This window comes from Sphingomonas sp. CCH10-B3, assembly GCF_001556185.1.
Classification (GTDB): domain Bacteria; phylum Pseudomonadota; class Alphaproteobacteria; order Sphingomonadales; family Sphingomonadaceae; genus Sphingomonas; species Sphingomonas aquatica.
Window position 1 is genome coordinate 37529 of sequence record NZ_LSIJ01000057.1, and the last position, 12697, is coordinate 50225.

A 12697-nucleotide genomic window follows, 5' to 3' on the forward strand; every position below is an offset into this window, starting at 1 on the left:
TTTCGCCCGAATGTTTGTTGACCCCGCAAATCGAGATTCGTTAGGCTCGTGGCACCAAACAGCGAGGGGGTAAAGATGACCGGCGAGATACCCGACGGGGCGATTAGCATGGCTCCAAGCGCGCGACCCGAGTGGATCAAGCCCGAAATCGATGTCCTCGAAGCAAGCGTGGCCGAGTTCGGTTTTCCCAACCGACCGGAAGGGGCGTTTGCCGAGGGCAGTTAAGTGCTCGACCGCAGCACATTGCGGCGGTCGTTACTTCATCAGCACTAGCTCTTCGGCCATCGTCGGGTGCAGCGCGACCGTCTGGTCGAAGGCGTCTTTGGTCAGCCGGGCCTTCACAGCCACCGCCGCCGCCTGGATGATCTCGCCCGACTCTGGCCCGATCATGTGCAGGCCCACGACGCGGTTCGACGCGGCGTCGCAGACCATCTTGTAGAGCGCACGCTCATTGCGACCCGCGAGCACATTCTTCATCGGGCGGAAGTCCGAGGTGTAGACGCGCACCGATCCATATTTCTGCTTTGCCTGGCTCTCGGTGAGCCCCACTGCGCCGATCGGGGGGTGGCTGAACACCGCGCTCGGGATACAACCATAGTCGACGCGGGTCGGCTTGCCGCCGAACACGGTGTCGGCAAAGGCCTGCCCCTCGCGGATCGCGACGGGGGTGAGCTGGACGCGATTGGTCACGTCGCCAACCGCGAAAATGCTCGGCACGCTCGATTGATTGTCCTCGTCAACCTTGACCGCGCCCTTGTCGAGCACGACGCCCGCTTCCTCAAGCCCCAAGCCTTCGGTGTTCGGCACGCGGCCCGTGGCGAACATCACGCAATCGACCGTCATCGGCTCGCCGCTGGTAAATTCGACGTGGAGGCAGCCGTCCGGCTGCTTCTCGATCGACTTGAACTGGGTGTTGAAGCGGAACTGGATGCCCTTGCCCATCGAGATTTGCAGCAGCCGGTCGCGGATCTGCTCGTCATAGCCGCGCAGGATCGCGTCGCTGCGGTTGACGAGGGTCACCGCGCTGCCGAATTCGTGAAAGATGCCTGCGAATTCATTGGCGATATAGCCCGCGCCCGCAATCAGCACGCGCTTTGGGAGCGTCGGCAGGTGGAAGACTTCGTTCGACGTGATCGCATGCTCGCTGCCCGGAAAATCGAGCAGTTGCGGCCGCGCCCCGGTCGCGATCAGGATGCGGCCTGCCGTAACCGTCTTGCCGCTCGCGAGCCGCACTTCGTTGGGCCCCGCGACTTCGGCGCGGTCGAGGATCACTTCGACCTTATGGCTGTTGAGCGTGGTCGTGTAGGCGGCATTGAGCCGGTCGACTTCCGACAGAACATTGTCGCGCAGCCGGGGCCAGTCGAACGCGCAATCGGGCACGTCCCAGCCGAACCGCCGGGCATCCGCCAGATCTTCGGCGAAATGCGCGCCATAGACGAGCAGCTTCTTCGGCACGCAGCCGCGGATCACGCAGGTACCGCCGACGCGGAATTCCTCGGCAACAGCGACCTTGGCGCCATGCGCGGCCGACACGCGCGCCGCGCGTACCCCGCCCGAACCGGCGCCGATGACGAAAAGGTCGTAGTCGTAATTGGCCATGTTCAATTCCTCATCGTCACCCTGAACTTGTTTCAGGGTCCAGCGCGCAATTTGCCCGGCGCTATGTGTTGCACGGTGGATGCTGAAACAAGTTCAGCATGACGCCGGGTGGGTTATCCCAGCGCGCGCCGGATCAAGTCGGTGGTCGAGGGATCAAAGTCCAGCCCCCCGGCCCCCGCTGCCTTGGCCATTTCCTTGCCGAGCTCGACCCCGAACTGGTCGAACGGATTGATCCCGAGCAGCGCTGCGCTCACGAACACGCGCGCTTCGTAGAAGGCAATCAGCGCACCCAGGCTGTGCGGGTCGAGGCTTTCGATCAGGATCGTCGCGCTCGGCCGGTCGCCGGGATAGGCGCGCGCCGGGTCGGCATCATTGGCGCGCCCCTTCATCAGCGCCGCGCCTTGCGCGAAGCAGTTGAGCAGCAATTGCCGGTGATGCTCTTCGTCGAGCGCATCGCCGGCTTCCGCCACCGCGACGAATTCAACCGGCACCAGATGCGTCCCCTGATGCAGCAACTGGAACACCGCATGCTGCGCATCGGTGCCGACGCCGCCCCAGGTGATCGGCGCGGTGTGGCGCCCGACCGGCAGGCCGTCGAGCCCGACCGCCTTGCCGTTCGATTCCATCTCAAGCTGCTGGAGATAGCTCGGCAACAGCCGCAGCCGCTCGTCATAAGCAAACACTGCCCGGGTCTCGGCGTGCTTCACCTGCGTGTAGAACAGGTCGGCGAAGGCGGCGAGCATCGGCGCATTCTCATGCGCCGCCGCCAGCCGGAAATGCCGATCCAACTCGCCCGCGCCGTCGAGCAGATCCTGAAACGCATCCCACCCCAGCGCGAGCGCTGCCGGAAAGCCGATCGACGACCAGAGCGAATAGCGCCCGCCGACCGACTCGGCGAAGGGCAGAACGCGGGTCTCGTCGACGCCCCATTCGACCGCCTTGTCGGGCGCCGCCGTCAGCGCGATCACCCGGCCATAGGGATCATCAACGCCGCCTTCGCGCAGCCATTGCAGCGCGCTCGTTGCGTTGAGCAAGGTCTCGGTCGTGGTGAAGGTTTTGGACGCGACCACGACCAGGGTCGCATCGGGCTCGAACTGCGAAAACGCTGCTTCGAGCGCGCAACCGTCGATGTTCGAGACGATCGCAACGTCGTAGCGCGCGCCGTCGCGGCCGAGCGCGTCGATCAGCAGATCAGGGCCGAGCGCCGACCCGCCGATGCCGATGTGGAGGATGTGCTGGATCGGCCCGAGCGCGCCCGCCTCGATCGCGTCGATCAGCGCGCGCATGCGGGCATGGAGCTGCGCTGCCCGCGCGACCGCTTCCTCGCTGCCCTCGCCGCGTTCGGCGCTATGCTCGGCGGCGCGGCCTTCGGTGGCGTTGACCGGCTCGCCCGCGAACAGCGCTTCGCGCTTGGCGGCAAACCCTTGCGCCTTGGCAAGCGCTTCGAATGCGGCGACGGCATCGGCGGTCAGATGCGTCTTCGACCAGTCGAAATGCAGCCCTGCGACATCGATCGAGAAGCGCGCCAGCCGGTCGGGATCGTCGGCAAACAGCGCCTCCAGCCGGGGCGGGTCGAGCGCTTCGATCGCGTGCCAGTCGGCGGTCATGGCATGGGCTCCTGCTGCTGCATCGGGGACGCCCCGCGCGCTAGCACTGCGCCCGCGCCGCCGCCACCCCCGGCTTGACGACTTGCCCGCACCCGCCGCAAAGCGCGCGCACGATGGAAGATGTCACCGCCAATCCGATTGCTGCCGCCCCTACGCGACCCGCGCGCGCGGAATGGCGCGAGACCGTGTGGTTTCTCGTGCGGCTGGCGATCCTGTTCACGCTGATCCGCAGCTTCATTTTCTCGCCCTTCGTGATCCCGTCGGAATCGATGCTGCCGCGGCTCTACATCGGCGATTATCTGGTGGTGTCGAAATTCTCCTACGGCTTTTCGCGCCACAGCCTGCCGTTCGGGGCGCCGCTGATTCCTGGACGCCTGCTCACCCGGCTGCCGGCACGCGGCGATGTCGCGGTGTTCAAAGCGCCGCCGCTCGACCGCGAGGATTATATCAAGCGTGTTATCGGCCTGCCCGGCGACACCATCCAGCTGCGGCGCGGCCAGATCATCCTGAACGGGGTTGCGGTGCCGCAGGTGCCGGTCGAGGATTTCGTGATTCCGATCACGCCCAATTATCCGAGCGAGAAATGTGGCCCGGCCTTTGCTGAAATCAGCTTCGGCAAACCTTATTGCCGCTACCGCCAATATCGCGAAACGCTACCCGGCGGTGCAAGCTACACGGTGATCGATCGCGGCGAGACCGCCGCCGATGATACCGAGTTGTTCACGGTGCCCGCTGGCCATGTCTTCATGATGGGTGACAATCGCGACGACAGCCTCGACAGTCGTTTCCCGCAGATACCGGGTCAGGGCATCGGCTTTGTGCCGGTCGAAAATCTGGTCGGGCGCGCGCAATTCACTTTCTTCTCGACCGACGGCAGCGCGTCGTGGTTGCTGCCGTGGACCTGGTTCACGGCGGCGCGCTGGGACCGGATGGGCAAGGGCTTTTGAGCAGCGATCTCGCCAAATGGGTCGAGCGCGCGCTGGGCGCCGCGCCGCGCGATCTGGCACTGTACGAGCGTGCGGTGACTCACGGCAGCCAGGCTGCGGCGAATTATGAGCGGCTTGAGTTTCTGGGCGACCGCGTGCTCGGGCTGACGATCGCCGAATGGCTGTTCGCGCGCTTCCCGACCGAGGCCGAAGGTGCGCTGTCGAAGCGATTGAATGCGCTGGTGACCGGCCCGGTCTGCGCCGAAATCGCGCGTGAATTGGCGCTGCCCGCGCAGCTTAAGCTCGGCAAACAGGCGCGCGACGACGGCGCGTTCGACAGCGACAATGTGCTCGGCGATGCGCTCGAAGCGCTGATTGGCGCGCTCTATCTCGACCACGGGCTGGACGCGGCGCGCGCGGCGGTGCGCACGCTCTGGGCAACCCGCATCGAACGCGACCTCCGCGCGCCGCAGCACCCCAAGTCCGCGCTGCAGGAATGGGCCGCCGCCCACAACCGCCGCCCGCCCGAATATGCAATCGTCGAACGCTCGGGCCCGCACCACGCCCCGCGCTTCACCGTGAAGGTAACGCTGGGCAAGCTCGCCGAGGCGACCGCCACCGGATCGTCGAAACAGGAAGCGGAAACGGCAGCGGCGCTGGCACTGTTGGGGCAGTTGGAGGCATAGCCACTGCGATGCGCATCAGAGATGAGCGTCCTGAGGACGTACGGACAATCTACGAAATCACCAGGGCGGCCTTCAAACCGATGCCGTACAGCCAAGGGGATGAGCAGGACCTGATCAACGCGCTCCGCGCAAATGGCGCACTGGCAGTTTCGCTCGTCGCGGAGCGTGGCACGGAAATCATTGGCCACATCGCCTTCTCCCGCGTGATGATCGACAATCAGGCCGGCGACTGGTTCGATCTCGGCCCGGTGTCGGTGAAGCCGGGATTGCAATTGCTCGGCATAGGCAGCGCCCTGATCCGCGAAGGGATTGAACGGATCAAGGCGATGGGGGCCCATGGTTGCGTGTTGCTCGGCTATCCCGCCTATTATGGCCGCTTCGGGTTCGCGCATACGCCCCAACTGACGTTTAGTGGCGAAGTACATCCCAATTTCCAGCAACTGACGCTTAGAGGCGCAACGCCCAGCGGCGACGTGCGCTATCATCCCGCCTTTTATGCATAACCACATCGGTCACTGTGGTGATCGCGGTTAGCGCTCCTGCATTGTTGATAATGGATTGTCGGGGCACCCATGCTGGCGCAAGGTCAACACATTTGATGCCAGAGTCCCAGTGGACCCCGGACCAAGTCCGGAGGTGACGGAACAAGTTGATGACTGAAAACCAAAAATGCGGCCTCGTCGCGGTCGTCGGTGCCCCCAACGCGGGCAAGTCGACGCTCGTCAATGCGCTCGTCGGGCAGAAAGTCGCGATCGTCAGCCCCAAGGCGCAGACGACGCGCGTCCGGCTGATGGGCGTGGCACTCGAAGGCGAAACGCAGATCCTGCTCGTCGACACTCCCGGCATCTTCGAGCCGAAACGCCGCCTGGATCGCGCGATGGTCGCCGCTGCCTGGGGCGGCGCGGAAGGCGCTGATCTGATCGCGATGGTGGTCGATGCCAAGGGCGGGCTCGGCCCCAAGGTGCTGCCGATCGCCGAAGGGCTCGCCGGGCGGCGCGAGAAGAAGTTCCTGATCCTCAACAAGGTCGACCTTGCCGACAAGGCGCGGCTGCTGGTGCATGCCGAAACGCTCAACGCCAAGGTGCCGTTCGCCGAGACGTTTTTCGTGAGCGCGACGACCGGCGACGGCTTGCCTGAACTAAAAACTGCACTCGCCGCCGAAATGCCCGCGGGGCCGTGGCATTTCCCCGAGGATCAGGTGTCCGACGCGACCGAGCGGATGCTCGCCGCCGAAGTGACGCGCGAGCAGCTGTATCTCCAGCTCCACGCCGAGCTTCCCTATGACAGCGCGGTCGAAACCGAGGCGTATAAGGAACGCGAGGACGGATCGGTCGAGATTCACCAGCAGATCCTCGTCGCGCGCACCACCCAGCGCGCGATCGTGCTCGGCAAGGGCGGCGCGCGGATAAAGGAAATCGGCGCCCGCGCCCGCGCCGAATTATCAGCCCTGATGGAGCGGAAAGTGCACCTCTATCTGCATGTCAAAGTGAAGGAAAACTGGGACGAGGATCGCGGCGTCTATCGCGACATGGGGCTGGATTGGGTCGAATGAAGCACGTCAACGCAGCGATCGTTCAGGCGGCACCAATCCCGCTGGCGATCTCGGACGGGATCACCGCGCTGGTCGAGCATGTCGCGCGCGCGGTCGATGAAGGCGCCGAAGTCATCGCGTTCGGCGAGACCTTCCTCGGCGGCTATCCGCTGTGGCTCGACGAAGCGGCGGGCGCGGCGCTCTGGGATCATCCGGGCGCGAAGGCGCTTCACGCGCTCATGCTCGAGCAGGCGGTGCGCGACGACGATCCGCGCTTCGAGCCGCTGCAGGCGCTGGTCGATGCGGCCGGGGTGTGCGTGTCGGTCGGCGCGCATGCGCGGGTGCGCTCCAGCATCACCAACACGCAATATATCTTCCGCCCCGGCCAGCCGCCGCTGCCGCACCGCAAGCTGGTGCCGACCCATGGCGAGCGGCTGATCTGGGCGCGTGGCGACGGCTCGACCTTGGGCGTCCACGACGCACCCTGGGGGCGGCTCGGCAATCTCATCTGCTGGGAGCATTGGATGCCGCTCGCGCGCGCGACGATGCATCATGCGGGCGAGCACATCCATGTCGCCGCCTGGCCGAGCGCGCGCGACATGTATGCGGTCGCCGCGCGGCACTATGCGTTCGAGGGGCGGTGCTTCGTGCTGTCGGCAGCGACGATCCAGCATCGCGACGACCTGCTCGACGGACTCGCGCGCGTCGGCGGCGATGCCGAGGCCGAAGCGCTGATCCGCCAGATTCCCGACGAGCAGCTGCAAAATGGCGGCAGCGCGATCTACGCCCCCGATGGCGCGGTGCTGGCCGAGGCTGGATCGCAGGCGGAGATTATTGCAGTCACGCTCGACTTAGGGATGATTGGCCGCGAACTGGCGGCGCTCGACACCGACGGGCATTATAGTCGACCCGATGTGTTCGAACTGCGGGTCAATCGCCGCGCGACGCCGGGGGTGGTCGAAACCTAGTTTCCGGCCGCGTCTCGACGCCGGAAGCATCCGCCCTTCGTCCGGCTGGTCAGATGAAACCGGCGGCATCGGTCGCAGCTATAGGGGCGCAGGACAACCGGCGCCGTCCTTGCGACGGCCATTGCATCCGCCTCGCTCGCGAACCGCGCCTTGCGGGCACAAACGCTTGCCCGCGTGCGCTTCACCCGCGCACGATCAGGTAATTCATCCGCGCCGACGCGATCGGGCGGTCGCGATTGTCCTGCCACGCATGCGCCTCGACATTGGCGACGCGGTTGCCGAGCCGGGTGACGATGCCGAGCGCGCGCGTTTCTTTCTCGCGCCCGCCGCGCATAAAATCGACCGTGACGTTGATCGGCTTGATCCGGCTGTCGCCCGCTTCGTCCAGTTCAAGCGCATGGCGGAGCGCCACAATCGCCGCGACCTCGAGCAGCCCGCCCAGCGCGCCGCCGTGCAGAAAGCCGGGACGGCCCATCACATCGGTCGAATAGGGCATCATCAGCACCGGCGGGCCGATGTCGCCTGCCTCGACCGTCAGCCCGAGCAGATCGGCATAGGGCGGCAGCGTCATGGCTGCACCTCGGTAAACATGAACGTGCCCGCGACATGCGCGAGCGGATCGCCGGGGTCGCCATCATGCGCGGTCCCCCGCACGAACGAAATCGCGCGGGTAATGCGGTAACATTCGCCGCGCCCGTAAACCGTCTTGCCGGGGGTTGCCGGGCGCAGATAATCGATCCGCAGATCGAGCGTCGCGTGCGCGCGGAATTCGCCGAGCTTCAGCCAGACGCCGAGGCTGGTCGCCATATCCATCATCGACAGGATCGGGCCCGAAGCGAGCACGCCGCTTCCTTCATCGCCGATCAGCGCGGGATTATAGGGCAGCGCGAGTTCGGCCCAATCGGGGCCATGCGCGTGATATTCAATCCCCAGCCGCCCGGCATGCGCGCGCTTGCCGAAACTCATGAAGATGCGGGGATCGAAGGCGGGCTGGGTCATCGCGTCGGCGCTCTACACGCAGCATCCCGCCGCTGCCAAGTGCGGCCAGCAAAAGCAGACCTTTCAGCGATTTAACTCTAACGCGCGAGCGCCATCGCTTAGCTGTTTCCGGGCCACGACGAAGGGGAAGCGGCGATGAACATCATCGACATCGATCAGATCGTCGACTTGAGCACGCAAGTGGCCATCAGCGGCGCGATCCGCATGGGCGAGATCGTCGGCGACGACATCTTCGAATATATCGTCGCGATCGCGGTGATCGTCTACGAAATGGATCCGCGAACACTCTGATGGGCCAGGCGCAGCCGCCCGCGCACAGCCGGCTGGCGGCGGCAGAAGCTGCCTCCGCATTCGCGCAGAACTGGCGGCAAAGCGCGCCTTATCGTCATGCGATGGCGCTGTTCGCCCATTGCGACGAGACAACCTCCGTTGAAGCGGTCGCCGATCGCGCCACGAGCTTGCTCGCCGATGCCGGCTGGGCGAACGACCTGATCGCACCGATGATCGACGCGCTCGCGCTCGATCCCTGGTTCGATCCGCCGCTTCGCTTCAGTCGCGATTCGCTGCGGACCGGGGGAATCCTGATCGACCATCCGGCCGTTACGATCACTGCCGCCGTACTGTCGGCAGCGACGCTGGCGACGGCGCCGCGACCGGCGACCGTGGTCGTCCCTGGCAGACTTTCCGTGGTCCGATACGAACGCGCCGGCGGGGCAACGCTGAACCTGTGGCGTGCCGAGCCAGCCGGTGCCGACTTCAGCGCGGCTGGCGCTCCGCCCTGCCGCCCGGCCGGCGCGGTGCGGCTGGTCGACGGGCTCGTCCGCCGCATCGACGGGCGTACGCATGCCCAATTGATCGAGCATGCAACCAGCGACGTCGTCACGCTGACTGCGACGATACGGACCGACAGCGCCGCGGTGATGCGCGAATATGCCCGCAGCGACGGCGCGCTGGTCCGGGTCGCGGCGCTCGACGATGCCGCGTCGCGCACGCAGATGCTCGCCGCGCTGCTGCGTCACGCCGGTCGCATCGACGCAGCCGAAGCGTTCGACCAGGCCAGCCGCGATCCGGCCCATTTCGTACGCTGGGCGGTAATGCGCGAGTGGTTGGCGCTCGATGCCGCGACCGCACTGCCACGACTGCGAGCGATGCTGCATGATCCGCACGCCGAGGTCCGCGACGCGGCAGCGCAGATGGTCCCGCTGGTCGAGGCCAGGCTGCAATGCCGCGAATGATCGACCCGGGCGATGCGCCCGCCATATCGCTTGACCAATTGACCGACACACTAGCCGCCGCGCGCGTCGATGCCCGCGACGAAGATGGCTTCGCCAGCCTTGGCCCCGTGCTCGCAGGGCTGGGGCGCAATCGCTCATTCCTTGCCGATCTCGCGATTGCCGAGCTCAAGGACCGCCACCAGCGCCAGACCGTGAGCAGCTATGGCCCGCAAGTGATGCTGCTCGCTGCCGACGCGCGTTTCGTGGTGCGCGCCAATTTCTGGCCGGCGGCGGGCGACGCCGTGATGCGCGCCAGCGGCTCTGCCGCCTTCTTCTACGGGTTCGCGCACGACCATAATTTCCCGTTCCTGACCTGCGGCTATGCCGGGCCGGGCTATCTCAGCGACGATTATGTCGTTGCTGATGACCCGGGCGAGCGACGGCCGGGTGACGCGGTCGCGCTGACGTCCGCAGGTCGCACCCGGCTCGATACGGGTCGGCTGATGCTCTACCGCGCGCACCGCGACGTGCATGTCCAGCATCCGCCCGAGGCGCTCTCGATCTCGCTCAACATCCTGGCGCGCGATCCCGCCCAGCCGTGGCGCGATCAATATGAATATGACATCGCGTGCGGCCGGATCGTGCGCGGCATGACCACGACGGCGTCCGAAGCACTCGTCGCGCTGGCCGTGCATTTCGGCGGCGGCAACGGCATCGACCTCGCCAGCGACTTTGCCGCGCGGCATCCTTCGCCACGCATGCGTCGCACCGCTGCTGCGGCGCTTGCCTCGGTCGACACCGTCCGCGCGCACGCAGCATGATCCGAAACGGAGCCAGTCGCGCCACGGTCGCGCGGCGGGCGCGCTAGACCGGTTGCCATGACGCGGGCGTGGCTCTCGATCGATCGTCCCGGGCTTGCCGCAGCGCTGGCTGATCGTGGGATTGCGACTGACGCAGCACCGGCCACAGCTGCGCTGCTGATCGCCGCGCAGGGCGAACGCCCCGTCAAGGCAACGCTGGCGTCGCTCCGGGTGCGGTCTCCGGCACCGGTGATGCTGATCGTTGCCGATGACGAGCTTGCCGTCATCGGCGCAATCGATTCGGGCGCCGACGATGCGGTGCCGCTGACCGCGAGCGACCGGCTGATCGCGGTGCGCGCCGCCGCGCTTGTCCGCCGTGCAAAGCAAAGCCTGATCACGCTCGGCGACCTGACGATCGATACGATCGAGCGACGTGTATGGCGCGGCGGCCGCCCGATCGAGCTGTTGCCGCGCGAATATCGGCTGCTGCTCGAACTCGCGCTGCATCCGGGCGAGCCGATCAGCCGCGCGGTGCTGCTCGAGCGGGTTTGCGGGGTCGGCTTCGATCCCGGCACCAATGTGCTCGACGTCCATGTCTCGCGGCTGCGTGCCAAGCTCGATCGCGGCTTTGCGGTGCCGTTGCTGCGCACCGAAAAGCGGATCGGCTACCGGCTCGCCGTGCCGCCGTTCGACCAGTTCGCGATTGAAGCCGCCTCCGCAGCCGGTTAGCCTTCCCCGTATAAGATTGAGGGAGAGGAACAATGCACCCCAGCGTGCACGCGGTGGCATCACCCGCCAAGGCCGCGCTGATCGTCGCCGAAACGGGCGAAACGATCAGCTATGCGCAGCTCGATGCGGCATCGAACCGCGCCGCGCAGCTTTTCCGCGCCAGCGGGCTCGGTATCGGCGACACGGTCGCGCTGTTCCTCGACAACATTCCCGAATTTTTCGGGCTGGTGTGGGGCGCGCAGCGCGCGGGGCTGTTCTACGTCTGCATCCCGGCCAAGCTGACCGCGCCCGAAGTCGACTACATCGTCCGCGACAGCGGTGCGCGGCTGATCATTGCCTCCGTCGCGACGCACGGCGTGGCGGCCGCGCTCGCAGAGGCGCTGCCCGATCATGCGCGCTTCATGATCGGCGGCACCGCCCCCGGCTGGGCGAGCTGGGAAGCGGCAGCGGCGGCTATGCCCGCAACGCCGATCGCCGACGAGCGTGCGGGCGTCGACATGCTCTATTCCTCCGGCACCACCGGGCGGCCCAAGGGCGTGCGAGTGGCGCTGCCCGAGGACCCCGGCATTGCCGCTGCCAATGTGCTGGTGATGCTCGCGCAGGCGCTCTACCGGTTCGGCCCCGAGAGCATCTACCTGTCGCCCGCGCCGCTTTATCACGCCGCGCCGCTGCGCTGGTCGATGACGGTGATGCGACTCGGCGGCACCGTCGTGATGATGCAGCATTTCGATCCCGAGGCGGCGCTGGCGGCGATCGAGCGCTACCGTGTCAACGCCAGCCAATGGGTGCCGACGCATTTCGTGCGGATGCTGAAGCTCGATGACGCCACTCGCGCCCGCTACGACCTTTCGAGCCTGAAAGTCGCGATCCACGCTGCCGCGCCCTGCCCGATCCCGGTCAAGGAAGCGATGATCGCGTGGTGGGGGCCGGTGCTGTACGAATATTATGCCGGTTCCGAAGGCAACGGCCTGACCACGATCGATTCGGCGCAGTGGCTCAGCCACAAGGGATCGGTCGGCAAGGCCGCCTATGGCCAGCTCCACATCTGTGACGAGGCGGGCAACGAGCTCGCCGTGGGCGAGGAAGGGCTGGTCTATTTCGGCGGCGGCGGCGTGTTCGAATATCACAACGACCCCGAAAAGACCGCCGAGGCGAAGAACGCGCATGGCTGGACGACGCTCGGCGACATCGGGCGGATCGACGACGAGGGCTATCTCTATCTCACCGACCGCAAGAGCTTCATGATCATCTCGGGCGGGGTGAACATCTATCCGCAGGAAATCGAGAACCGGCTGATCACCCATCCGCGCGTTGCCGATGTCGCCGTCATCGGCGGCCCCTGCCCCGACATGGGCGAGCGCGTGATCGCGGTGGTGCAGCCGGTCGACATGGCAGAGGCAGGCGAGGCGCTCGCCGCCGAACTCACCGCGTGGTGCCGCGCCGAATTGTCGGGCGTAAAGACCCCACGCCAGATCGATTTCGCCGCCGAATTGCCGCGCGCGCCGACGGGCAAGCTCTACAAGCGATTGTTGCGCGATCGATACTGGGGCAATAGCGAAAGCCGGATCGTTTGATACCGCTGACAATGCATTCGCACCGTTCGTCCTTGCGAGCGTAGCGAAGCAATCCAGAGCGGCG

General features: G+C 66.2%; 15 protein-coding genes. 11 read left to right on the forward strand and 4 right to left on the reverse strand.

Annotated features, from left to right (window positions below; all coding sequences use genetic code 11):
- Positions 1 to 75: 75 nt before the first annotated feature.
- Entirely contained in the window at positions 76 to 225 is a 150-nt protein-coding gene (locus AX672_RS18580; protein ID WP_168727411.1) for a hypothetical protein, read from the forward strand.
- Positions 226 to 255: 30 nt separating this feature from the next.
- On the opposite strand, the gene gorA is transcribed toward AX672_RS18580, so the two are convergent.
- Together gorA and pgi are read right to left on the reverse strand one after the other, a co-directional pair.
- Positions 256 to 1599, reverse strand: a complete 1344-nt coding sequence (gene gorA / locus AX672_RS08960; protein ID WP_066650797.1) for a glutathione-disulfide reductase — start codon at positions 1597 to 1599, stop codon at positions 256 to 258.
- Between the two features lie 113 nt (positions 1600 to 1712).
- The gene (pgi, locus tag AX672_RS08965; RefSeq protein ID WP_066650798.1) at positions 1713 to 3206 is read right to left on the reverse strand and encodes a glucose-6-phosphate isomerase; all 1494 of its coding nucleotides are present in this window, start codon (positions 3204 to 3206) and stop codon (positions 1713 to 1715) included.
- Positions 3207 to 3319: 113 nt separating this feature from the next.
- Here pgi and lepB point away from each other — a divergent pair, with 113 nt between their 5' ends.
- The 5 genes from lepB to AX672_RS08990 all read left to right on the forward strand — a co-directional run bounded on the left by lepB (position 3320) and on the right by AX672_RS08990 (position 7317).
- Positions 3320 to 4153, forward strand: coding sequence for a signal peptidase I (gene lepB, locus AX672_RS08970; protein ID WP_066650799.1), 834 nt, complete (start codon positions 3320 to 3322; stop codon positions 4151 to 4153).
- A complete protein-coding gene (rnc, locus tag AX672_RS08975; protein ID WP_066650832.1) occupies positions 4150 to 4818 on the forward strand; it encodes a ribonuclease III in 669 nt (222 codons plus the stop codon). Before lepB ends, rnc begins: the two co-directional genes overlap by 4 nt.
- An 8-nt stretch (positions 4819 to 4826) precedes the next feature.
- Positions 4827 to 5321, forward strand: a complete 495-nt coding sequence (locus AX672_RS08980) for a GNAT family N-acetyltransferase (protein WP_066650800.1) — start codon at positions 4827 to 4829, stop codon at positions 5319 to 5321.
- A 149-nt stretch (positions 5322 to 5470) separates the two neighbouring features.
- Positions 5471 to 6370 (forward strand): GTPase Era, encoded by a 900-nt coding sequence (gene era / locus AX672_RS08985; RefSeq protein WP_066650833.1) that lies wholly within the window; start codon positions 5471 to 5473, stop codon positions 6368 to 6370.
- Positions 6367 to 7317, forward strand: coding sequence for a carbon-nitrogen hydrolase family protein (locus AX672_RS08990; protein ID WP_066650801.1), 951 nt, complete (start codon positions 6367 to 6369; stop codon positions 7315 to 7317). Before era ends, AX672_RS08990 begins: the two co-directional genes overlap by 4 nt.
- A gap of 181 nt (positions 7318 to 7498) precedes the next feature.
- On the opposite strand, the gene AX672_RS08995 is transcribed toward AX672_RS08990, so the two are convergent.
- Together AX672_RS08995 and AX672_RS09000 are read right to left on the reverse strand one after the other, a co-directional pair.
- Complete coding sequence (locus AX672_RS08995; protein WP_066650802.1) at positions 7499 to 7888, reverse strand: PaaI family thioesterase; 390 nt, start codon at positions 7886 to 7888, stop codon at positions 7499 to 7501.
- Positions 7885 to 8316 (reverse strand): PaaI family thioesterase, encoded by a 432-nt coding sequence (locus AX672_RS09000; protein WP_066650803.1) that lies wholly within the window; start codon positions 8314 to 8316, stop codon positions 7885 to 7887. Before AX672_RS09000 ends, AX672_RS08995 begins: the two co-directional genes overlap by 4 nt.
- A gap of 135 nt (positions 8317 to 8451) precedes the next feature.
- Between AX672_RS09000 and AX672_RS18585 the strand changes: the two genes are divergently transcribed.
- The 5 genes from AX672_RS18585 to AX672_RS09020 are packed head-to-tail and all read left to right on the forward strand — an operon-like array spanning position 8452 to position 12633.
- The gene (locus AX672_RS18585; protein ID WP_168727412.1) at positions 8452 to 8607 is read left to right on the forward strand and encodes a hypothetical protein; all 156 of its coding nucleotides are present in this window, start codon (positions 8452 to 8454) and stop codon (positions 8605 to 8607) included.
- Positions 8607 to 9551, forward strand: a complete 945-nt coding sequence (locus tag AX672_RS09005; RefSeq protein WP_066650804.1) for a hypothetical protein — start codon at positions 8607 to 8609, stop codon at positions 9549 to 9551. Before AX672_RS18585 ends, AX672_RS09005 begins: the two co-directional genes overlap by 1 nt.
- Positions 9539 to 10351: a transposase gene (locus tag AX672_RS09010; protein ID WP_202189287.1), complete on the forward strand. Its 813-nt coding sequence runs from the start codon at positions 9539 to 9541 to the stop codon at positions 10349 to 10351. The genes AX672_RS09005 and AX672_RS09010 overlap by 13 nt, the downstream gene beginning before the upstream one ends.
- A gap of 57 nt (positions 10352 to 10408) precedes the next feature.
- A complete protein-coding gene (locus AX672_RS09015; RefSeq protein WP_066650806.1) occupies positions 10409 to 11059 on the forward strand; it encodes a winged helix-turn-helix domain-containing protein in 651 nt (216 codons plus the stop codon).
- Between the two features lie 32 nt (positions 11060 to 11091).
- Positions 11092 to 12633 (forward strand): acyl-CoA synthetase, encoded by a 1542-nt coding sequence (locus tag AX672_RS09020; protein WP_066650807.1) that lies wholly within the window; start codon positions 11092 to 11094, stop codon positions 12631 to 12633.
- Positions 12634 to 12697 lie beyond the last annotated feature (64 nt).

Excerpts from the sequence above, each read along its gene's own strand:
- AX672_RS18580 (WP_168727411.1), top strand. The coding sequence starts at position 76 with ATGACCGGCGAGATACCCGACGGGGCGATTAGCATGGCTCCAAGCGCG.
- gorA (WP_066650797.1), bottom strand. The coding sequence starts at position 1,599 with ATGGCCAATTACGACTACGACCTTTTCGTCATCGGCGCCGGTTCGGGC.
- pgi (WP_066650798.1), bottom strand. The coding sequence starts at position 3,206 with ATGACCGCCGACTGGCACGCGATCGAAGCGCTCGACCCGCCCCGGCTG.
- lepB (WP_066650799.1), top strand. The coding sequence starts at position 3,320 with ATGGAAGATGTCACCGCCAATCCGATTGCTGCCGCCCCTACGCGACCC.
- AX672_RS08980 (WP_066650800.1), top strand. The coding sequence starts at position 4,827 with ATGCGCATCAGAGATGAGCGTCCTGAGGACGTACGGACAATCTACGAA.
- era (WP_066650833.1), top strand. The coding sequence starts at position 5,471 with ATGACTGAAAACCAAAAATGCGGCCTCGTCGCGGTCGTCGGTGCCCCC.
- AX672_RS08990 (WP_066650801.1), top strand. The coding sequence starts at position 6,367 with ATGAAGCACGTCAACGCAGCGATCGTTCAGGCGGCACCAATCCCGCTG.
- AX672_RS08995 (WP_066650802.1), bottom strand. The coding sequence starts at position 7,888 with ATGACGCTGCCGCCCTATGCCGATCTGCTCGGGCTGACGGTCGAGGCA.
- AX672_RS09000 (WP_066650803.1), bottom strand. The coding sequence starts at position 8,316 with ATGACCCAGCCCGCCTTCGATCCCCGCATCTTCATGAGTTTCGGCAAG.
- AX672_RS18585 (WP_168727412.1), top strand. The coding sequence starts at position 8,452 with ATGAACATCATCGACATCGATCAGATCGTCGACTTGAGCACGCAAGTG.
- AX672_RS09005 (WP_066650804.1), top strand. The coding sequence starts at position 8,607 with ATGGGCCAGGCGCAGCCGCCCGCGCACAGCCGGCTGGCGGCGGCAGAA.
- AX672_RS09010 (WP_202189287.1), top strand. The coding sequence starts at position 9,539 with ATGCCGCGAATGATCGACCCGGGCGATGCGCCCGCCATATCGCTTGAC.
- AX672_RS09015 (WP_066650806.1), top strand. The coding sequence starts at position 10,409 with ATGACGCGGGCGTGGCTCTCGATCGATCGTCCCGGGCTTGCCGCAGCG.
- AX672_RS09020 (WP_066650807.1), top strand. The coding sequence starts at position 11,092 with ATGCACCCCAGCGTGCACGCGGTGGCATCACCCGCCAAGGCCGCGCTG.